Genomic DNA, 17515 nt, shown 5'->3' on the forward strand with positions numbered 1-17515 from the left:
ATGACTAGCCACCACTACCTGATTGACCGCCTTTCCCAGCCCCCCCTGCATTTGACGGTGCGGCAGGCGACACCGCTATTTTGGTTAAATCCCCTTTGATAAAGGCTTCGGGGCGGTAAACCGCGAGTGCCAGACGCTCTTCACAACGAATCGAGATCATGTTCTTCTCAAAATCATCGGTATTTTCGGTGCTAATCACCACGTTGGCTTCTTCACGGTCAAACAGTTGAGCACCTAAACTAAACGAACCCACCAGGAATTTATCTTTAAACTCAGTGGCTTCTGTGACAACAACGGGTAAGCCCCACAACGTCGGTGTCGTCAGGGCTGCCGGATTGGAGAGGAGATAACGCCCCAGCGTATCCTTGATAAGTTCAATCTGTGCCCAGTTAGTAAAGTGCAACACATGGCCTGTCGCCGGGATCCGTGCCAGTTGCGCTTGTAGCATGGCAAGCCGCAGATCATCAATCGCGGTGCGATGTGCCGGTGTTAATTCCGCTTTGAATGCTGTGGCCTGAGTAAAGATCCCGTTCAGGTTTAAACTGGTACCGTCACCGAAGAGAATTTGCTGCTCTTCAACGTATTTCAGGCCATAACGTAGCTCCATATCGATAAGGGAGGCCAGTTGCGAAAAGTCATCCAGAATTTGCTTGGAGGCTTTAAACATATGGGCAATCGTGCGAACGGGGACTGTTGCCTCTTCAAATTCAATCGTGCTATAGGGCTTCGCGGTATTTTCCGCGACAGTCTTGGCATTATTGGTAAATCCTTTCTGCTTCACGTAATAAATCGTGTTACTTTGCGTCTTTCCACTGGCAATCAAATCACGAATAAACAACCGTTGCTTCGGCTTGGTCAAGATGTCTGATTGACGGTCGGGGGCGACAATCGTTCCGGTGACATCCGATGAAATAAGTGCGGCGTTAATCGGCGCGACTATCCGTTTGCTGGATTCCATGCCCGATCCTAAAGCCTGCACGACCTCCATACCAACCACCTGTTGACCGATAGAACTCACCACGTTCAACGCATTGGCGACGGGCATTTGGGCAATATGTTGTTCAACTTCGCCTACCTGGGCTTTCAGGGTTTTTTCTGCTTCGCGTAAGGCGTTTAATTCGACCGCCATTTTATCAACGGCCGCCTTGGTTTCTGCGGAAATTTCACCGGATTTTTGCGCTTCTTTCAGGGCTTTCTCTGCCTGGGCGCTATATTTGCTGCTGGCTTCTTCAATAGAAGCCGTTACTTTCTTAAACATTTCATTAATATCAGACATATTGTCTCCAGTTTAATGGGGTATCGACACCAGACGACGCAAGGCATTATCCAGTTGTGTCACGGTCTCGGAAGAAACATCAGGGGTAGCGGACAGCGTACCGTGATAGGGCGTGATAGCGCTCGGCATATCACCCCGTAAAGCTTTAAATAATCGTCGCCGTTCAGCGCGAGGTGTATTGGTTTTCGCCAACAGAGCATCCAGTTTTCTCAGTGCGGTGGTAGGCGAATCGTTATCCTGTTGTGTGCTATCAGCGGGCAGGAAGGCATCCGCAAACCCTTTCTCCACCGCTTCGCCGCCATTAATCCAGGTTTCACTATCCATCATCGCGGTGATCGTTTTTTCATCCATCCCGGTTCTGGCGACGTAAATATCCCGCATGGCAAAATCAAAGGGGGTCATTTTTTCGGCAATGTCGGCAAAGTCATGGCGATTACCGACGGCCATACCCCAGGTGTTGTGGATCATCAGAAAAGCACTGCGCCCGATTTGTATCTCATCGCCTGACATGGCAATGATTGAAGCCGCAGAAGCCGCTAATCCCAATATTTTTACGGTCACTTTGCCCGCATATTCACGGAGTTGATTGAAGATAGTCAGCCCTTCAAACAGATCGCCACCCGGCGAATTGATATTGACGGTGACATCTTGACCTTCCAGTGAACGCAATATTGCGCCAATCCGTTTAGCGGTGATCCCTTCGCCTGCCCAATCCTGCCCAATCGTCTCAAATATCGATAGCGTATTATCATCCTGGCTTGATGCCCTGATGCTGCTGTTCCATTTTTCCAATGCTGACGGTGAAATTTCACTGGTCATTTTTGGACAGGGAAAAACCGCCGGTAATCCCGGAAGTGCATTTTTTTTCATCGGGAAAAACTCCAGTTATTCTGTTTCTTGCTGGTTGCCAGTCGGGTGATGAGAAGGGTTTTTTTCAGGGAATAACCAAGCACTTAGCGCGGCTCGTGCTTTTTCGCCGTCATTTTCCTGCCCCAGTTGATTGAGGGGCGTCAGGTTCAACTGAACGGTATACAGGTCTCCGCCATCAATCGGCGGCAGATTTTCCAGTCTCCGCACATCATTGCGATTCATCCAGCCATTTTGTAGCGCGGTCGTGTAATAAGCCGCTCTACCACTACTGTCGGTTCTGAGCAGTCCTTCAACAGAAAATTCCGCAAAATAATCCTCGTCATTATCCAGCAGACAGCGGGCGATTTCCTGTTCAATATTGACCAGTAAGGGCCGTAAGGTATTGGTCAGGAAAATCAGGTTCATCCCTTCCACGCTCGAAGCCCAACTGCTTTGTTTTGTAATATGACCGACCATAAACGGCGGAACGCGACACCAGCGGCAGATTTCTTCGACGCTATGATCGCGGCTTTCCAGCATTTGCGAGGTTTGTGGATCGAGGGTGATACCATTAAATTTCATTCCAGCTTCCAGCAGCATCACTTTGCCGGTATTTTCTGACCCTGAAAATCGTTCAAGTTCTTTATTAAACGTTTCTCGTTGCTCCTTGCTGAGTAATTTGTCGAAAGTGACAAAACCGGATGCCGACATGCCTTTCTGGAAATACCGCGCTGCCGTTGTTTCGAGTGACATCGCGGAGCCAAATACCTCACGACCGGTTTTTAACGGCATCATGCCGCAAATGCCGTCTAATCCGAACCCCCGTATGTGCATCATGTCATTATCTGCAATCACTCGCGGTTTTAATGAGGAATAACCGGGCTTGCTGTCGTGGGTATAATGGTATTCCAGTCGCCCGTTATCACGCCGTTTAACAATGATATTTTGGGGTAATAGTGGGACGAGGGAGACCAGACGCTGACCGACCTTCTTTTTTTCAACAAAGGCATTACCGCGTAAACACAAGCTGGCAACAATCATTTGGATAAAACGCGACGGTGTCATTTCCAGGTTGGGACGACGACACAGGACAGGATAAGCAGGGTGTTGCTGTGCGAGGCTGCGTGAACCATCCGACTCACGGTGATAGAGTTTGAGCGGTAACGTGGATATCGATTCACTCAGCAGACGCACACAAGCCCAAACCGCAGAAAGTTGCAGGGCTTTATCCGTTGTCACCACTTGTCCGCTCTTACTCTGGCTATAGTCATGAAACGATGACAGCGTATCCGTTAAATTCTGTGGCACCCCTAGCCAGTTGAGCACCGCGCTTTTAATTTTACCCGGAGATTGATGTTTTTTCACTACAGTCCTACCATAATCGGATTGGTTAAAAAGCCATCCAGATCGCCGCTTTCTTCCTCAACAACCTCGGCGGCCCCGATGGCCATCGCCAGTGCTACCACACCGTCAATACGTCCGTTGCTACGGCGTTTGCTAAAAACACGATTGCCGTTTTTATCTTCTTCAATAACCGTATTCGCGGCGTTCCAGCGTAGACAGGGGTTGAAATCAATACGTAATTCGCCACCGAGAAGATGCTGCTCAAACAATTCAATGGATCGCGGCATCCAAAGTCTGGATTGTTTTGATTTGCCGAAGCCTTGTCCGTGCGGCGTTAATAGCGTATTCACCCCTTCGTTTTCCAGTTCTGGCCGTAAATAATCAATATGATACGCATCGTAGGCAATACGATTGAGGGTATAGCGTGCGGATAATTCGGCTATCCGTTGGGCAACAAAGCTCAGATTAATCGCATTCCCTGGCGGGGCGTTAAGATAACCCGCTCGCAACCAGGCATCGTAAGGCACTCTGTCGACCCTGGCACGCTCCAGTAAGGTGTCTTTCGGTGTCCAGAACTCGACATAAGCCACTTTTTCTTCCGGCCAATAAAGCGCCAGCGCCGTTAAATCCTGCTTGCCGGATAAATCCAGGCCACCGTAGCAGGGGGAGTTTGCCAGCGCCGCTAAATCCAGCGAGGTCTCCTCACACGCTATCCAGCTATCACTATTAATCCAGGGATTCTCAGCATCGACCCACTGACAGAAATTGAGACGACGAACCAGGCTCTCTTTGGCGGGCATCCCACGGGCTTGCGTGACTTGCTCCTGTAAATAGCGTTCGCTGAACGTATGCCCTAATGAGGGATTCGCTTTTTTCCAACAACCGCTATCTTTAAAGGGGTCATCGCCTTCGTCCAGCGAACAGATAAATGCGAAAAAGCTATCATCTTCAATGCTGCCCTCTGCCACTTTACGTCCGTATTCGTGATAGTCGTAACACACACTGGTTTTGTTGTGGCCGCTATTGGTGATCATGAAAATCAATGCCTGTTGGCGGCCTTTTGTGCCTGCCCGCATCATTTCAACGACCTGATTACTTTTGTGTTCGTGAATTTCGTCAATCAAGGCACAGTGAGGACGCGGGCCGGATTGCCCATCATCGGCACTGATAGGCCGAAAAAAAGCACGGGCTTGTAAGAATGCCAGATTCCATTCCTTACCCGCCCCACCGGATTTCTGGATACGTTCGGCCAGCTTTGGCGATTGGTCTACCATCGCGACGGCGTCACGAAACAGGATCATCGCCTGGTCTTTTTTGGTGGCAGCGGCGTAGACTTCGGCTCGCGCTTCATTATCGGCAACCAGGCAATATAGCCCTATCCCCGCCGCCAGCGGCGATTTTCCTGATCCTTTTCCGGCTTCAACGTAGGCCATACGAAAACGGCGTTGTCCTTCGTTGTTTCGCCAGCCAAAAAGGGAGCCAACGATAAAACACTGCCAGGGGAGTAAATTAAACGGTTTGCCTTCATAGATACCGCCGTTCAATTTCAATACGTTGGAAAAAAAACGGATGGCACGCTGTGCGGATCCGACATCCCACAACAGACCCCGCGTATTACCCGTCGATAAATCCCGCAAGTGACGTTGACAGGCATGACGAATATCGGGGCCAGCAAGCTCCTGACCTGAAACCACCAAGGTGGCATAGTCGGTAGCTAAATCAGTGAGCGAAGAATTCGTCGAGTTCTTCGGGGTCTTTTTCTTTGTCATGTGTCCTCACCTTGGTTCTTGCCGCGGGTGTTAAGCCAAATTCAACCAGATAGCTTTTAAAGCGTTTATCGGCATCTGACAGCATCGAAACGGCGGGATTCGCCTTGATTAATACGCCGTTTTGAGAATGCACCTCAAACGTTTCACCGTTGGTCTCTATCAAGGTGCGATACCGCAGGATCTCAGCGTAAATATCACACAGCCTTTCCAGCGCAAAAGCATCGGCGATCGTTAATACGCCCATGCCATTTAGCAGCAGTGTTAGCCGTTCCCAGGTTTTTTTTGCCGTATTGGATAAGTGTTTTGGGGGAGGGGCTGAATAGGATGGTGGGGTAGGCTCTGCGCTATTGAGCGGTCGTCTACCCGGATTACCGGCGATTATTTTACAGGCAGTCGGTTTAGGTCGTCTTCCTGCCATAAATACGTCCTTTTTTGTTAAATAAAACCATCAATTTTAAAATATATTTATTTTCAATAAGATAAGGCGCGATCAAAAAAAGTTTTCATTTCGCGACTGTGCGTACAGAGGGGGCCCTCAGGTCAGTAAGCTTTATTTACTGGAACTTTTAACCCACCCTCCCTATTTATTCTGTTGATACCAGTGACTATTGGGATTACTCGGCATCCCGTTTTCATCACAGCCAAAGCCCTTGTTACCTTTTTCCATCCGTTGCTTGGTTGTGTTGTGATGCTGAACACAGAGTGGTTGCCAGTTCTTTTCATCCCAGAATAGTTTTTGGGCTATCTTCAATTCTTCTGTCGTCTTAGCCACGCGCAGACGATGCGGTATGATATGATCAACCACGGTTGCCGGATTGATGAAATTATTGGCTTGACACATGGCACATAAAGGATGTTTGGCAAGAAATGCCCGCCGCGCTTTATCCCAGCGAGAATTGTACAGTTGGGTTTTCTTCATAAGGACAGCCATGTTTTAGAGGAAGGTCTAGGAATTTGGCTGGGCATATTCCATCATCCGTGTTGATGTTTCATGCAGGATGGCATCTGTTATATCCCAACAACAAAAGGAATAATCAAAGTGATAACTGAATTCTCTGCGGCTATGGTCGCTCTTAAAGAAACTATTAGTCTTGCGAAAACCATAAGTGAAGCTAAAACTGATGCGGACGTTAAAGCAACCACTTTTGAACTACAAGGAAAACTTTTTAATCTTCAATCTGACTGCTTAGGTCTCGGTGAGGTGATCCAATCGCAAAAAGAACAAATAGCGCATCTCAAAGCAAAAATTACCGAGTTTGAAAACTTTGCACGCGAGGCTGAAGGTTATATTTTGAATCAACTTGAAACAGGTACATTTGTTTATTCTAAAAAGCAAACTGTGAATGATGCGGAAGTAAGTGTGCATCTTTGCCCATATTGCTTCACAAAGAAGATAATATCTATACTTCAACCAGACCTGAAGGCCTATTGTAATTCTCATTGTCCCTCCTGTAAAAATAATTACGAGATGCAAAAAAGAGAGATAGGTCTCTAATATGAAATGGTATCCAATTATTAAAAAGCTAAGCACCATTATGAACGCTTTTGTGATTTATTCACTTGGCGTCTCAGGTAACGGCATCCAATGGCTGGCTGTGCACGTTTTCTGGATACCTTGACAACAATCTGCATGGTGAAAGTGGTAATTACCAAGATAAATACCGACCAGACATTCTTTTCTATCCTTGCGATAAATAAGTACTTTATTGTTTATCTCTGGCATACGTATACAACAATCAATCCAGTTCATTCATTCTTCGCTTCCTGTTGATGAGACAAGACGACTTGCCGCACATAGTCTTGCAAGCCGTTTATTTGCTGCTCGGCAATCTCAATTCTATGTCGGAGGATGAAATCAACAAAAAGCCCGAACATTGTCGGGCTTCCGTACTCTGCGTATTGCAAGATGCTTAGTTAGCGCATCTTCTGGTTCCATTACTCTTAATCTTGCTGCTAGGCACCCCATGCTTAATCCGTACATTTTTGCCGTATCTTTAAAACAAAGGGTTTTACCAAAGGCAGTGATAAATCTATTTGTTCGCTTGTTCCTTGCTTGCTCATGCGCCGTGGCCCATCGGCAGTTGGCAGGACCATATCCTTGGTTATTATCTATTCTCTCAATGGTTGTACCATATGGCCTGCGCCCCATATCAGATAAAAAATTCTCAAATTGAAGCCACCTCTCATCAATCATTATCCCTCTGCCACCATAAGAAGGGTAATTGACATTTTCGGGGTTGCAGCAGCGGCTTTTCATGTCTTCCCAGGTGAAATATTCAGGAGTTTTCTTTCCGGCTCGAGCATGTCCGTGTTTTATCTTTAGGCATCCACAAGAACGAGTATTACCACTAGTGAGATTACTGTGTCGGACAACAGTTTCGTTACCACACTCGCAGAGACACAGCCACATTTGTTGATTATGCTTATTTTTACCTGCGGAGCAAACCACTGTTAAACGCTCAAATACCTCTCCCGCCAATAAATTATTTCTTATTAGTCTCATCAATAATTCGCCTTATGTAATCCTGAAGGTATTTTATTTTTGCTTGGTCGCTGATGATTCCAGATCTAATATCGAGAACGTTTCGTCCAGCAATTGAAGAGAGTTCGATGGTTCCTGCATGGCCCAGGCTGCTGGGGCTGGTAGTACTGATTGGACAGTTACCTTTGACGAGCACCCGCCCGCCGCTATTAAGCTTACGACGCAAATCATCATTCTTAGCTTGCACATCGGCTAATTCCTTAGTGTGTCTGGCATCCAACGCTGAGATGGTCTGCATTTGATGGTTTAACTGCTCAAATGCAACTTGCTGTTTTTCCCTATCCGATACAGCAATCTTTCGTGCTTTCTCAGCATCATAATACAGTGTCCGGTAATACAGGGTTGCGCCTAGCATTGAGGTCAGTAGCAAAGCGATAATAAGAGGAATTTTCCAGTTCATTTTTCTACACAATACGCTATACCGTTAATCGCCCTTGCGGTTTCAAAATTTAACTCAAATATGGCTTTCGCTTTTTCGCACCGCTCTTTTGATGAAAATTCCTGACTACTCACTGAGGCAAAATCAGTCTCTGCAAAAGGGGCTGCATACATAGCAAAAATTAATATCCACATGGAGTACTCCTCGTTATCTTTTGATTTGAGGCTGATACCTTCCAGCCCAGACTTTGGCAACATGTAGGCAATCGGCAAAAATCTTACCCTTTGCGCTAGCTGCATTACGGCGATAATGTTCTAGTGCCACGTCTGCACTAATTCGTGCCACTGATTGCTCGTACCCCTGCTTAACGAGTTCAGTTACTACGTGTTTCTCAATGAATTCGATATAGTTCTTCATGCGGTTTTTTCTCCTCATCTATATCAGGAAAATCACCCAAGTCGCAGAGCTTGAATTGAATAAGGTCTTTCACCAGTTGTTCAGCTTTTTTAATTGATTTTTTCTCTTTCTGGCGTAGCGTCATCAGATTGCTACCTTTTTGGCCGTGCTCCGTGAAAGAATACTTTTCAGCCAGTGCGACCCGATCTTGCATCTGCTTAATGGTGAGTTCTGTTAAACCGGACAAGTCGAGAAGGTTAATATCTTGACCACCTTCTAACTCAGTCATCCTGTCGAACACGGTGGCCTGTAGTTCGTAACTGTAGCTCATAGCCATCAAACAGGCTTCACGCTTGGGGAAGCGGTAGCAAGGAAGATCACGACCGGTGCTGTCTTTGTACTGAGCAAAAAATTTTGCTGAGTGCTCGCCTAACACTTTCGGTACTTTTGTTAAAAAGCTTCTGTGTTGTAATTGTCTGTATTTCTTGCAAGGGAACGCCAATCCTTCACTTTTTGCTTTTGATGCACGGTCAGCGTTAATGTAGTCGATCATTTCAAGGCTACTCATGGTAGGTTTTCTTGATACAGGTAGTACTATAACATTTGAATATTGCATTGCGTTTTCCTTTTGAAATGAACCTTTGCCGCACAGGAAATCAGTCCATCGAGGCTCGCCAGCACTAACCGACTTCCTCAAAGGCTCATTTCAAATGGTTCAGGTTCGATGTGATTCTTTACGCAGCGGGGCGTATAGAAAAGCCTTGAACGATAACCAAGGCTCATTGAGTTGGATTGATTAGTGCATTTGGATTTAAACAAAGTTCCCGTTCTACCTCCCGGCGTTTAATTAGCCCGTTTGATAGCTTTCCTTCATCGTATTTCCATCGTCGCATCTGGTCACAAGCGCCTTGAATATCTCCGGCATTCAACTTTTTGAGTAGCGTTGAATTGGTAAATGCTCCACTGCCGATGTTATAAACAAATGAAGTCAAGGCGGCTTTTTGTAAATCGGTGAGCGGCACAGTAACATAACGTTCAACGGTAGAGTGTGCTACCTGCAAATCCTGCTTCATCAAATCGTTGCATTCTTCTTCGCTATAAATTTCCCCGAGCGTAACGTCCTTTCCGGTATGACCGTGACAGACGGTGAGCACACCGCCACTATCACGATAAGGTTTATAGCGCTTACCTTCGTGCCACTGCACCAGGACGGCAGCCAGTGCTAGTACACCTCCTGCCGTTGCCGCCAGAAGGCGTTTTTTAAGTTGGCTATTCATTAAGATTTCTCGTTCGATAACGATATTCCTTGTGTCGGTAATACCAGTTCAGTCCAACAGTCAGCACTGAACAGATAATACCCGTCACCAGCGCCCATTCACTAAGCGATAGCGCACCGCATAGAAACGTCGTCGCGCTGGCACCATAGGCAGTGCCCGTTGTGTATTTTTCAATGTTATTCATAACAGATGTGCTTATTTTAAAATGCTTGAGTGATAAAGGTATATTTCTGTGAAGGGGTTAAAATGACCGCTTCGGATAGCCAGAGCAACGCTTAATGGCGGCAATGCAAGCTTCCTGCTTTTTTTCTGAATCCGCTATAAATGCAGCCTTGCGCCATTGTGTTACGGCGCGACGGAAGAAGCCTATTTTCTCGAGATTTTTCGCTGTTTCTGTCAGTTTTTTATATTCTGTCATAATGATCCCTCACAATACTCATCAATAATCACCACACACTTCCCGCCCTTGGTACCGCCGTTATCATCAATTTTCTTTACCGTCATCACGCGAACCTGGCTATCATCGTCCCAAATATCCGCCCCAGTTAAAGAATCGAGTACGCCTTTGGAGTAATTGTCCACATCACGCTTTATCTTGTTCGGCAGATAGAGCTGCATCAATACAGAGACCTCACCTTCAAATTTTTGAAGACCGGATTTCTGGCGCATCTCATTGACAATTTTTGCCGTTGTTGCTTTAAATGCTTTAGCTTTATCACTTAAGTAGGGGCGTTTTGAATTATGTCGCCAATAAGTATTAACGCTGGGCGGGAAAGGGAGTTCGATTATCATGTTTTCATTCAAACCTTACTGGGAAATATTTATCTAAAAACTTTTGGATTGATGAAATTATGTCCTCAGCTTTGCTTTCCCAGCTATTAGCATTCTCATTCACATACCGTAGTGCGCCAAGATACAAAATGACTGGGAGGGTTGGAATAATAAATAAAAACCGGATAAAAATGTTGATATAGTTACTCATGCTTCACGCTCTTTTTAATAGTTTTTTTCTTTGGACATATGTCATTCTGCACCCAAGCCTTCTCCACGGTCGCCAGATAAACAACACGCTGCCCTTGCTGTTGCCCGCCTTTCCTTCCTTGCCTGTTTCGGCAGAGATAAATGAGAGTCGCCCCTCGGTGATAAATCGCGCTTCATGAGAGGTTTTTATCGCTTCCTGAAACCATGCCGTAGACGTATCGGAAGGGAGTAACATCACTATCGTTTGATTCTGCCTTCGGTATTGTTCGGCGGCTTTCTTAACCCAAGGCATAATCTTGCTATAGGGGGGATTGCAGAAAATGGCCCCGTCGCTATTCCAATCGCATCTCAGTGCGTCTTGCTGTTCAGTTAAAAATTCTTTGCATAGCGCGTTACTTTCATCGGCAGCAACATCCAGCTTAAAACCAAATTCAGCATCCAGTGTTTTAAAAACGTCAACAGGTGTTCGCCATCTGTCTTTGAATGACTTTGGTGTATTACTGATTAGCATATTTAAACCACGGTAGGATTTTTATATAACGGAGAATTCCAGACTTTGTTAATCATGCAGCGTGGCGTGGGTTTATTTTTACGGCTTTCTTCAAGTTTCACCGAAACATCCCACAGTTTTTTATCGATATTTAGTGTTTTTTCAACATGAAATCCTTTCTCAGTATATTGCTTAACCAGCCTATTGGCTTGTCGTGTGCTAATGGCTTCGTATCGAAACCAGCTTTTTCGTAAATATGTCATAGTCTTATTTGATAATTTGTGTGAAAATTTTAAATAGAGATAGGTATGTACTTTAGTGTGTACATTTTATTGGAGTTGAGTTAATGTATATCCATGTACACATATGGAGCATTAAGAATGCAAACAACAAAGATATTCAAAAATGGCAATTCACAAGCCGTCAGAATCCCTGCTGGGCTTGCTTTTGAAAATACAGATATGGAGCTTGAAATCGAACGCATTGGCGATGAAATCCGGATTCGGCCCGCTCGTCAGTCCCTAGAAAATGTGATGGATATATTTGCTAACTTCTCATCTGATTTTATGTCTGAAGGTCGTGACACCCATGAACAAGTAGACAGGGATACCATCTGATGCCTCGCTACATGCTGGATACAAACATGTGTATTTACCTCATCAAAAACCAGCCAAAACAGGTAGCAAAGCGTTTCGCAAATTGCTTTGTTGGCGATGTTGTTATGTCGGCGATTACCTTTGCTGAATTAGACTACGGAGTAGCGGTATCCAAAGATCAAGAACGAGAGCAAAATAACCTTAATCGACTCGTAAAACTAATAAATGTAATACCATTTGATGTCAATGCTGCTCGTGCCTATGGTGCAGTTCGCATGGCCACAAGAGAGCGGAAGAAAGACCATCTAGACAAGCTAATAGCTTCACATGCTATTGCATTAAACATCATACTAGTAACTAACAATGAACGTGATTTCATCGCTTATCCCGGTCTTCAAATCGAAAATTGGATAACATAGACGCAAACAATTTGTCAAGCCATAGCGGTTTTTTGATAGCATCTAATGCTGAAAACGCCGCTCGTGCTTCTTAGCCGCCTTAAAATCGACTTCCGAGTATCACTCAACGCCAAAACCTCTTATAAGCCTCTCTACGGCGTTCAAACTCAAAATCGCTAGGGGTTGGTTGCCTATATCGAGAAAACTCCTTATAGAGAGTTTTAGGCCGCTTAAAATCGATTTATGCAGCCATCCGTGAACGGTAACTTCCCCACGTGAACGTCAATGTACAACCGCCCCCGTCGTTCATACGGTCGATAACACGCTCCCCGATAAATCCGGCCAGTTCGTTCAATGCCAGATTGCTGATGATTATCGTTGGCTTCATGCTCTCGTAGCGCGTGTTAATGACCTCGAATAAGATCATTTTTTCCGCCTCGCTACCAAACTGAACGCCTACCTCGTCGATGATGAGCAAGTCAGGTTGCGTATAGCGCTTGATAACATCAGCTTCTGAACATTCTGCGTTTTTGCTCCAGGTTGATTTAAATTCGCGGGCAATTCGCAAAACTGTCGTGAATAGCGCTGAATTTTGGTGTTCGTTGATAACGTGCTTGGCAATCGACAGGGCAAGGTGATTCTTGCCGGTTCCTGGCTTACCGCACATCACCAAGCCGCCACCACGCTTAAGGCGTTCAGGCCAATGGGTGGCATAGGCATTGCAGAATTTTAAGCAACGCGCCGCATCAGGATTCACTGGCTCGTAGTTATCCAGGGTCACATTGGCAAAGCGTTCCGGCAGGTTCAGGTTATCCATGAGCGTTTTAATTTTTGAGCGCTTGCGGTGTTTTTCCTGCTCGGCTTCGGCTTGCTCCAACTGGGTTAATTTTTCGGTCAGGCAAGCAGGGCATTCACTTCTTGTTTCAATCCCTTTGCCGTGCAGTGCCATCCTGCGGCAACGTTGTTTGAATAAGCCGTGCCTGTCACAGATGGCCTCCTTCTCCTCGTAAACCGTGTGCTCTAGTGGCTTGGGTGGCGCATTCAGGTCTGCCAGTTTTTGGCGTACGGCGGTAATTTCTGTGTTGTAGTTCATAGACCCTCCCTCGACAAACACTCCCTCGCCCAATCGGGTAGCCGCGGTTCCCCATAGTCCTTGTCAGCAAAGCTATCTGCGACAGAGTGGGCCTTGGCCTGCTGGGTTCGTGCGAGCTGCTGAGGCTCGAAGAGTCCTTGCCAACCGTTGGCGATACTGGCGTTGATAATCTCTTCCGGCTGATGCCCATTGTCTCGGCACTTGCCTAGCAGCTTGATAGCCTGAGTCACCGTCTGCTGGGATTTGATCGGCTTTTTGATTTCCTTGCGGTACTGCACCCAGGAATCCCAAACTGGTTTGGGTAGCCAAGTGGGAAGTTCTGCCGAGCTTGGGTCAAACGATTTTGATTTTGCCGAAGGAGGGGTTTGGGGTGGTTTATATATATTGTCTTTTTTGTCTTTTGTAATAGTGTCTTTTGTGTTTCCCTGTTTTGGGGAAGAGCTATTACCCATTTTGGGGAAGGTTTTATTCCCTGTTTCGGGGAATGTTTCCCCCTTTTGGGTATTACCTTTTTTAGGGAATGATTCCTTCCCCTTTTCGGGTAAGTTTTCCCTGTTTTGGGTATTACCCTTTTCGGGTAAACTTTGCCACTCAGAAACAACTTTGTTAACCCCTATGCAATTTCTATCCATAAAAAGAAATTTACGTGCCAGAAGTTGGTTTTTTGCAGTACAAACCCGCGTCTCTGGAATGCCTGTTATTTTAGCTATCTGGGAATTAGTGATACGGTCAACTTTTTTATTAAAGCCGTAAGTTTTACGAATAATCGCAAGCATTACTTTTTGTTGATGAAGTGTAATATTTGCCATTAACAAGGCATCAAGAAGCGTATTCGCTAACTTTACATACCCTTCTTCCAATTCAGCAGCATGAGGCTCTTTGTTCTCGTTCACAGTGCCAAAATCCGCATAAGCAACGTTAGTCATAGCAGACTCCTATAATTATTTTAAATCGATGTGGAATAACTTATGGTTCAGCTGTACTTATCAATTTCATGTAAAATGCAATCGATATCCGCACATAAGTAATCCATTATTTCAGGGAGCCAAGGATTCGGTTTGCTGTAACATTCATCCGCATCAAAGTACTTGTAAATGTTAGCGGCGACTTCTCTTGCTCTAATTAATCTGCTATGACTTTCGTGGCTAATTTCCAGCTTTATTTTTTCCTGTTGGGCAGGCGAGATATCAACAATTCTCATGTTAATTGCCTCCCATGCCAGCGTGTACAGGTTGACGACCAGCCCAGATAAGGCGGCTGTCTTTGAATAGGGCGGTGAAGGTACGGAAATCCCTATGCGTGAATGACACTTTGCCGTAGGGAACAGCTGAATTTAGAGGAATAATCCAGTAAGTATCGGTAAATTTAGGATGAGTTTGGATTGGGGTAGTAACCATAGCGGTTGCCTCTCTACTAAGTTCTTTCAAACCTCACCAACCTGAGTTCAAGCAGGGTGGCGAGACGTAACGGGATTGAACTACCGGTAGTAGAGAACCCGGCGAGCCTTACGGCTCCCCCGCTACGCCTCACCATTATAGGAGCGCAACGCTGGTTATGACGGACGTAAAAAAACCGCATACTGCGGCTTATATCCGCTCTACAATTCGGGAGTTCAAACCCGGCACCCGTTTTGTTAAGGTGCTGGGTACAATATAGCTCATTTTTGTTCTTGCCGTCAAACGAGTTCGCTTGCCGTTGCTTCCTGCTCAGCAATAAGTATGTCGTTGAATTTTTTCAGCGCTTTATCGTTATAACGAAAGGATTCAACCTGTTTAGTGCTATAGCGTGACTTGTCCAGATAGTACTCACCGTATGAATGGGTCTTCATATTGTTGTCATTGGCGATACGGCCAATCTTGTTCGCTGAAACATTGAACATCTTGCCAATTTGCGTTGCGGTATAGCTCTTCTCTTCAAGCACAGGAAGAGGGATAACTTCACTGCCTGCTATAGGATTAATCAGTCCAGCAATAACGGCTTGACGGGCGGTGTCGGAAAGACCTGTGGCCCACTGGAAGGTCTTTTCGGCTATCTCCATCTGGATTTGCATCGCTCGTGCCTTACGGTACTCCGGTAAGCCGCTACCTTCGTCACGGTGTACTGTTTTCATGCTGTAGCTGCCCTGCTGGCGTAATGCAGGTAACACCTCTTCGCATACCCAATCTTGTACACGTTCAGCAGAGGGAAGTTTGCTTTTCAGTATCAGCCGGTAGAGAGCGGATTCTGGCGCAAGTGCTACGCCCTTGGGATAAACACCTAAATTCAATTCTAACGATTCGTTATAATCAAGCCTTATCAGATGCTTACAGTGATCAGCTAGTGCTTTGGAAGGATTTGTGTAGCCCAGCGCCTTCGCCAGTTCGACCGCAAAGAACACAGGCTTTCCTTGGTAAAGCGTCCCTTGTAATTCAATATCTGCATCAGCAGACTTAAAGAGCATGAGTTGTGTTTTGGTGATTTTGGTCATAATAATTTCTTCACTATTAAATGAATTTCGTAAAAGTCTATTACCGAGCTACTTGTAAAATTTTGCTTGTTGACCCTAAAAGGGTTTAAACTAAAGAAAAAATAGGAGATTCCTAAATGGGCCAAGTTGCATTTGATACTCAAGAATTTGTTGAGACACTAGAAAACGCTGGATTGCCAAAAGATCAGGCCAGAGCGATCTCTATCGCTGTTCGCAAGTCACACGAAGTGGCAGACGTAGCTACCCGGCGTGACCTTGAGGACGCGCGGAAAGATATTGATGCCAGATTCGATAAAACGGATGCCAAAATTGCGGATGTCCGTAAGGACATGGAGCATCGCTTTGAAAAAGTTGAGGCTCAGATTGCCGATGTTCGTAAAGATATGGAAAATCGATTTGACAAACTGGGTTTACAATTAACAGTCAGATTAGGGGGTATGTTAATTTTGGCAATCGGTGCGCTTACAGCCATTTTAAAACTTGTTCACTAGACGAATTAAATCCGCGTTGGCATAACGATAACGAATGTCTTTTTGTTTAATTCGGCAATTGCAGCATTGTCATTACCGTTAAGTTTAATCTTTATTGATTTGTATTTGGGGTTATAAATTTTTGCGGCCTTCTCGATATCCGCAAGATAGCTAGCATTGAAGCCAATTTCTGAAACGGGCCTGTTTTCCTTGGGTATTATTCGACTAATATCAGGGTATACCCCATCAATAACCTCACAAATTGCTACACCAACCCTTATACCGAAACAATCAAGATAAGTGATAATGCCCAATTCGGTGTCTATTTTTGCCTTATCAAATTTGACGAACTTAGGCCCTTTGATAGCAACGATAACGTTTTCTTTCAGATCTTCGGATTCATGCTCACCGAGAAAAGCACGATGACCGTCAGTCGAATAAAGTTTTTTCTCAGGCGCAAAACAAATGCCGTTTAAATAATATCTTTCATCACATTTAGCCTGAAAAATCATCGCACTAAGAAGCGCCTGCTTACTAACAGTTAGAATCATTTTTATCCTCGATAAGCCTATTGAACTTTATAATTTATTCACTAAAAAACACATCATCACCGGGATATTCTGATTGATATTGCTGATAGCCTTTTTCTGCAATTTTCCGCTCGTCTTTATCCTGTAGTGTGGCAAGCTTCTTATCGATTGTTTGAGCGGGTAGCCCATTAATCTGTTCATCTAATGTTTGTTTTGTTTGAGCGATGAAGGGTAAGAGAATATCGAAGCTATAAGTATCCTGTCCGTTCGATTTTGTCTTTAGTGTTTTTTGCAGCACCAGTCCAACACGCTTATTGGTAAGTTCCGGCGCTATATGGGTATGGGCATTAATCATTTTGGTTGTTAACTGCTGAACGCCAGCACAGCCCATAATAGCGTTAATCATATTGACACCGAATTTATTTGGCGTACCGTCTTTTTTCTTCGTGTATACATTCAGATAATTTGCTTTTTTGCCATCATCTGCTTCAACCGAAAATTCAATTGATTCAGCGCCGCCGCTACTGGTCATATATTTTGCTTCCTGAATCGTGACAATATAAGCGCCTGATTCATTGATAAAAGCACTTTGACCGGCAGCTAAGGCGGCTTCTTGATTGTACGTAAAGGTGATATTGTTCAAGATACGTCTCCTTAA

At 45.2% G+C, this 17515-nt stretch carries 30 protein-coding genes and 1 pseudogene; 5 read left to right on the forward strand and 26 right to left on the reverse strand.

Annotated features, from left to right (window positions below; translation table 11 throughout):
- Positions 1-4: 4 nt before the first annotated feature.
- The 6 genes from V3224_RS25150 to V3224_RS25175 form a co-directional block, all read right to left on the reverse strand.
- Complete coding sequence (locus tag V3224_RS25150) at positions 5-1276, reverse strand: phage major capsid protein (protein ID WP_334472995.1); 1272 nt, start codon at positions 1274-1276, stop codon at positions 5-7.
- Between the two features lie 12 nt (positions 1277-1288).
- On the reverse strand, positions 1289-2146 hold the full coding sequence (locus tag V3224_RS25155; protein ID WP_334472996.1) for a head maturation protease, ClpP-related: 858 nt from the start codon (positions 2144-2146) through the stop codon (positions 1289-1291).
- A 15-nt stretch (positions 2147-2161) separates the two neighbouring features.
- A complete protein-coding gene (locus tag V3224_RS25160; RefSeq protein WP_334472997.1) occupies positions 2162-3490 on the reverse strand; it encodes a phage portal protein in 1329 nt (442 codons plus the stop codon).
- Positions 3490-5238 carry a terminase large subunit gene (locus tag V3224_RS25165; RefSeq protein WP_334472998.1) on the reverse strand — a complete coding sequence of 583 codons (1749 nt, stop codon included), beginning with the start codon at positions 5236-5238 and terminating at the stop codon, positions 3490-3492. Before V3224_RS25165 ends, V3224_RS25160 begins: the two co-directional genes overlap by 1 nt.
- Entirely contained in the window at positions 5189-5656 is a 468-nt protein-coding gene (locus V3224_RS25170) for a phage terminase small subunit P27 family (RefSeq protein ID WP_334473000.1), read from the reverse strand. Before V3224_RS25170 ends, V3224_RS25165 begins: the two co-directional genes overlap by 50 nt.
- A 162-nt stretch (positions 5657-5818) precedes the next feature.
- Entirely contained in the window at positions 5819-6157 is a 339-nt protein-coding gene (locus V3224_RS25175; protein ID WP_334473232.1) for an HNH endonuclease signature motif containing protein, read from the reverse strand.
- A 72-nt stretch (positions 6158-6229) separates the two neighbouring features.
- On the opposite strand from V3224_RS25175, the gene V3224_RS25180 reads away from it, so the two are divergent.
- Together V3224_RS25180 and V3224_RS25185 are read left to right on the forward strand one after the other, a co-directional pair.
- Positions 6230-6733, forward strand: a complete 504-nt coding sequence (locus V3224_RS25180) for a hypothetical protein (RefSeq protein WP_334473001.1) — start codon at positions 6230-6232, stop codon at positions 6731-6733.
- Between the two features lies 1 nt (position 6734).
- Positions 6735-6857 carry a hypothetical protein gene (locus V3224_RS25185; RefSeq protein WP_334473002.1) on the forward strand — a complete coding sequence of 41 codons (123 nt, stop codon included), beginning with the start codon at positions 6735-6737 and terminating at the stop codon, positions 6855-6857.
- Positions 6858-6859: 2 nt separating this feature from the next.
- On the opposite strand, the pseudogene V3224_RS30345 reads toward V3224_RS25185, so the two are convergent.
- The 13 genes and pseudogenes from V3224_RS30345 to V3224_RS25245 all read right to left on the reverse strand — a co-directional run.
- Positions 6860-6988: pseudogene (locus V3224_RS30345) on the reverse strand (hypothetical protein); the annotation flags it as partial.
- A gap of 105 nt (positions 6989-7093) precedes the next feature.
- Positions 7094-7495: a hypothetical protein gene (locus tag V3224_RS25190; RefSeq protein WP_334473003.1), complete on the reverse strand. Its 402-nt coding sequence runs from the start codon at positions 7493-7495 to the stop codon at positions 7094-7096.
- 226 nt (positions 7496-7721) lie between these two features.
- The gene (locus tag V3224_RS25195; protein WP_334473005.1) at positions 7722-8135 is read right to left on the reverse strand and encodes a lysis protein; all 414 of its coding nucleotides are present in this window, start codon (positions 8133-8135) and stop codon (positions 7722-7724) included.
- A gap of 41 nt (positions 8136-8176) precedes the next feature.
- Positions 8177-8353, reverse strand: a complete 177-nt coding sequence (locus V3224_RS25200) for a hypothetical protein (protein ID WP_334473006.1) — start codon at positions 8351-8353, stop codon at positions 8177-8179.
- Between the two features lie 13 nt (positions 8354-8366).
- Complete coding sequence (locus tag V3224_RS25205) at positions 8367-8504, reverse strand: hypothetical protein (protein WP_334473007.1); 138 nt, start codon at positions 8502-8504, stop codon at positions 8367-8369.
- Between the two features lie 46 nt (positions 8505-8550).
- Positions 8551-9123: a Rha family transcriptional regulator gene (locus tag V3224_RS25210; RefSeq protein WP_334473008.1), complete on the reverse strand. Its 573-nt coding sequence runs from the start codon at positions 9121-9123 to the stop codon at positions 8551-8553.
- Positions 9124-9334: 211 nt separating this feature from the next.
- Positions 9335-9832 (reverse strand): lysozyme, encoded by a 498-nt coding sequence (locus V3224_RS25215; protein ID WP_334473009.1) that lies wholly within the window; start codon positions 9830-9832, stop codon positions 9335-9337.
- Complete coding sequence (locus tag V3224_RS25220; RefSeq protein ID WP_015873861.1) at positions 9825-10016, reverse strand: phage holin family protein; 192 nt, start codon at positions 10014-10016, stop codon at positions 9825-9827. The genes V3224_RS25215 and V3224_RS25220 overlap by 8 nt, the downstream gene beginning before the upstream one ends.
- 57 nt (positions 10017-10073) lie before the next feature.
- Positions 10074-10250, reverse strand: a complete 177-nt coding sequence (locus tag V3224_RS25225; protein WP_334473010.1) for an ANR family transcriptional regulator — start codon at positions 10248-10250, stop codon at positions 10074-10076.
- Entirely contained in the window at positions 10247-10624 is a 378-nt protein-coding gene (locus V3224_RS25230; RefSeq protein WP_334473011.1) for a RusA family crossover junction endodeoxyribonuclease, read from the reverse strand. The genes V3224_RS25225 and V3224_RS25230 overlap by 4 nt, the downstream gene beginning before the upstream one ends.
- Positions 10625-10628: 4 nt before the next feature.
- Complete coding sequence (locus V3224_RS25235) at positions 10629-10814, reverse strand: hypothetical protein (RefSeq protein WP_334473012.1); 186 nt, start codon at positions 10812-10814, stop codon at positions 10629-10631.
- A 3-nt stretch (positions 10815-10817) separates the two neighbouring features.
- Positions 10818-11324 carry a phage N-6-adenine-methyltransferase gene (locus V3224_RS25240; RefSeq protein ID WP_334473013.1) on the reverse strand — a complete coding sequence of 169 codons (507 nt, stop codon included), beginning with the start codon at positions 11322-11324 and terminating at the stop codon, positions 10818-10820.
- A 2-nt stretch (positions 11325-11326) separates the two neighbouring features.
- Positions 11327-11566, reverse strand: coding sequence for a hypothetical protein (locus V3224_RS25245; protein WP_334473014.1), 240 nt, complete (start codon positions 11564-11566; stop codon positions 11327-11329).
- Between the two features lie 117 nt (positions 11567-11683).
- On the opposite strand from V3224_RS25245, the gene vapB reads away from it, so the two are divergent.
- Positions 11684-11920, forward strand: coding sequence for a type II toxin-antitoxin system VapB family antitoxin (gene vapB, locus V3224_RS25250; protein ID WP_334473015.1), 237 nt, complete (start codon positions 11684-11686; stop codon positions 11918-11920).
- Between the two features lie 11 nt (positions 11921-11931).
- On the forward strand, positions 11932-12318 hold the full coding sequence (locus V3224_RS25255; RefSeq protein ID WP_334473017.1) for a type II toxin-antitoxin system VapC family toxin: 387 nt from the start codon (positions 11932-11934) through the stop codon (positions 12316-12318).
- A gap of 220 nt (positions 12319-12538) precedes the next feature.
- Here V3224_RS25255 and V3224_RS25260 read toward each other — a convergent pair whose 3' ends face one another.
- The 5 genes from V3224_RS25260 to V3224_RS25280 all read right to left on the reverse strand — a co-directional run bounded on the left by V3224_RS25260 (position 12539) and on the right by V3224_RS25280 (position 15857).
- The gene (locus V3224_RS25260) at positions 12539-13390 is read right to left on the reverse strand and encodes an ATP-binding protein (RefSeq protein WP_334473019.1); all 852 of its coding nucleotides are present in this window, start codon (positions 13388-13390) and stop codon (positions 12539-12541) included.
- On the reverse strand, positions 13387-14283 hold the full coding sequence (locus V3224_RS25265) for a replication protein (RefSeq protein ID WP_334473021.1): 897 nt from the start codon (positions 14281-14283) through the stop codon (positions 13387-13389). Before V3224_RS25265 ends, V3224_RS25260 begins: the two co-directional genes overlap by 4 nt.
- An 80-nt stretch (positions 14284-14363) precedes the next feature.
- The gene (locus V3224_RS25270) at positions 14364-14591 is read right to left on the reverse strand and encodes a hypothetical protein (protein WP_334473023.1); all 228 of its coding nucleotides are present in this window, start codon (positions 14589-14591) and stop codon (positions 14364-14366) included.
- A 1-nt stretch (position 14592) separates the two neighbouring features.
- A complete protein-coding gene (locus V3224_RS25275) occupies positions 14593-14817 on the reverse strand; it encodes a hypothetical protein (protein ID WP_334473024.1) in 225 nt (74 codons plus the stop codon).
- A gap of 248 nt (positions 14818-15065) precedes the next feature.
- Entirely contained in the window at positions 15066-15857 is a 792-nt protein-coding gene (locus tag V3224_RS25280; RefSeq protein WP_334473026.1) for a BRO-N domain-containing protein, read from the reverse strand.
- Positions 15858-15973: 116 nt separating this feature from the next.
- On the opposite strand from V3224_RS25280, the gene V3224_RS25285 reads away from it, so the two are divergent.
- Positions 15974-16348, forward strand: a complete 375-nt coding sequence (locus V3224_RS25285; RefSeq protein WP_334473027.1) for a DUF1640 domain-containing protein — start codon at positions 15974-15976, stop codon at positions 16346-16348.
- A 5-nt stretch (positions 16349-16353) separates the two neighbouring features.
- Here V3224_RS25285 and V3224_RS25290 read toward each other — a convergent pair whose 3' ends face one another.
- Complete coding sequence (locus tag V3224_RS25290) at positions 16354-16878, reverse strand: hypothetical protein (protein WP_334473029.1); 525 nt, start codon at positions 16876-16878, stop codon at positions 16354-16356.
- A gap of 34 nt (positions 16879-16912) precedes the next feature.
- The gene (locus tag V3224_RS25295; protein WP_334473031.1) at positions 16913-17500 is read right to left on the reverse strand and encodes a DUF669 domain-containing protein; all 588 of its coding nucleotides are present in this window, start codon (positions 17498-17500) and stop codon (positions 16913-16915) included.
- Positions 17501-17515 lie beyond the last annotated feature (15 nt).

This window comes from Arsenophonus sp. PmNCSU2021_1 (assembly GCF_036919435.1).
Taxonomy (GTDB): domain Bacteria; phylum Pseudomonadota; class Gammaproteobacteria; order Enterobacterales; family Enterobacteriaceae; genus Arsenophonus; species Arsenophonus nilaparvatae.

Coding starts and splice junctions, on each gene's coding strand:
- V3224_RS25230 (WP_334473011.1), bottom strand. CDS start 10,624: ATGATAATCGAACTCCCTTTCCCGCCCAGCGTTAATACTTATTGGCGA.
- V3224_RS25240 (WP_334473013.1), bottom strand. CDS start 11,324: ATGCTAATCAGTAATACACCAAAGTCATTCAAAGACAGATGGCGAACA.
- V3224_RS25245 (WP_334473014.1), bottom strand. CDS start 11,566: ATGACATATTTACGAAAAAGCTGGTTTCGATACGAAGCCATTAGCACA.
- V3224_RS25150 (WP_334472995.1), bottom strand. CDS start 1,276: ATGTCTGATATTAATGAAATGTTTAAGAAAGTAACGGCTTCTATTGAA.
- V3224_RS25155 (WP_334472996.1), bottom strand. CDS start 2,146: ATGAAAAAAAATGCACTTCCGGGATTACCGGCGGTTTTTCCCTGTCCA.
- V3224_RS25210 (WP_334473008.1), bottom strand. CDS start 9,123: ATGAGTAGCCTTGAAATGATCGACTACATTAACGCTGACCGTGCATCA.
- V3224_RS25215 (WP_334473009.1), bottom strand. CDS start 9,832: ATGAATAGCCAACTTAAAAAACGCCTTCTGGCGGCAACGGCAGGAGGT.
- V3224_RS25220 (WP_015873861.1), bottom strand. CDS start 10,016: ATGAATAACATTGAAAAATACACAACGGGCACTGCCTATGGTGCCAGC.
- V3224_RS25180 (WP_334473001.1), top strand. CDS start 6,230: ATGCAGGATGGCATCTGTTATATCCCAACAACAAAAGGAATAATCAAA.
- V3224_RS25175 (WP_334473232.1), bottom strand. CDS start 6,157: ATGAAGAAAACCCAACTGTACAATTCTCGCTGGGATAAAGCGCGGCGG.
- vapB (WP_334473015.1), top strand. CDS start 11,684: ATGCAAACAACAAAGATATTCAAAAATGGCAATTCACAAGCCGTCAGA.
- V3224_RS25280 (WP_334473026.1), bottom strand. CDS start 15,857: ATGACCAAAATCACCAAAACACAACTCATGCTCTTTAAGTCTGCTGAT.
- V3224_RS25290 (WP_334473029.1), bottom strand. CDS start 16,878: ATGATTCTAACTGTTAGTAAGCAGGCGCTTCTTAGTGCGATGATTTTT.
- V3224_RS25225 (WP_334473010.1), bottom strand. CDS start 10,250: ATGACAGAATATAAAAAACTGACAGAAACAGCGAAAAATCTCGAGAAA.
- V3224_RS25190 (WP_334473003.1), bottom strand. CDS start 7,495: ATGAAAAGCCGCTGCTGCAACCCCGAAAATGTCAATTACCCTTCTTAT.
- V3224_RS25285 (WP_334473027.1), top strand. CDS start 15,974: ATGGGCCAAGTTGCATTTGATACTCAAGAATTTGTTGAGACACTAGAA.
- V3224_RS25185 (WP_334473002.1), top strand. CDS start 6,735: ATGAAATGGTATCCAATTATTAAAAAGCTAAGCACCATTATGAACGCT.
- V3224_RS25235 (WP_334473012.1), bottom strand. CDS start 10,814: ATGAGTAACTATATCAACATTTTTATCCGGTTTTTATTTATTATTCCA.
- V3224_RS25170 (WP_334473000.1), bottom strand. CDS start 5,656: ATGGCAGGAAGACGACCTAAACCGACTGCCTGTAAAATAATCGCCGGT.
- V3224_RS25255 (WP_334473017.1), top strand. CDS start 11,932: ATGCTGGATACAAACATGTGTATTTACCTCATCAAAAACCAGCCAAAA.
- V3224_RS25165 (WP_334472998.1), bottom strand. CDS start 5,238: ATGACAAAGAAAAAGACCCCGAAGAACTCGACGAATTCTTCGCTCACT.
- V3224_RS25195 (WP_334473005.1), bottom strand. CDS start 8,135: ATGCTAGGCGCAACCCTGTATTACCGGACACTGTATTATGATGCTGAG.
- V3224_RS25260 (WP_334473019.1), bottom strand. CDS start 13,390: ATGAACTACAACACAGAAATTACCGCCGTACGCCAAAAACTGGCAGAC.
- V3224_RS25270 (WP_334473023.1), bottom strand. CDS start 14,591: ATGAGAATTGTTGATATCTCGCCTGCCCAACAGGAAAAAATAAAGCTG.
- V3224_RS25200 (WP_334473006.1), bottom strand. CDS start 8,353: ATGTGGATATTAATTTTTGCTATGTATGCAGCCCCTTTTGCAGAGACT.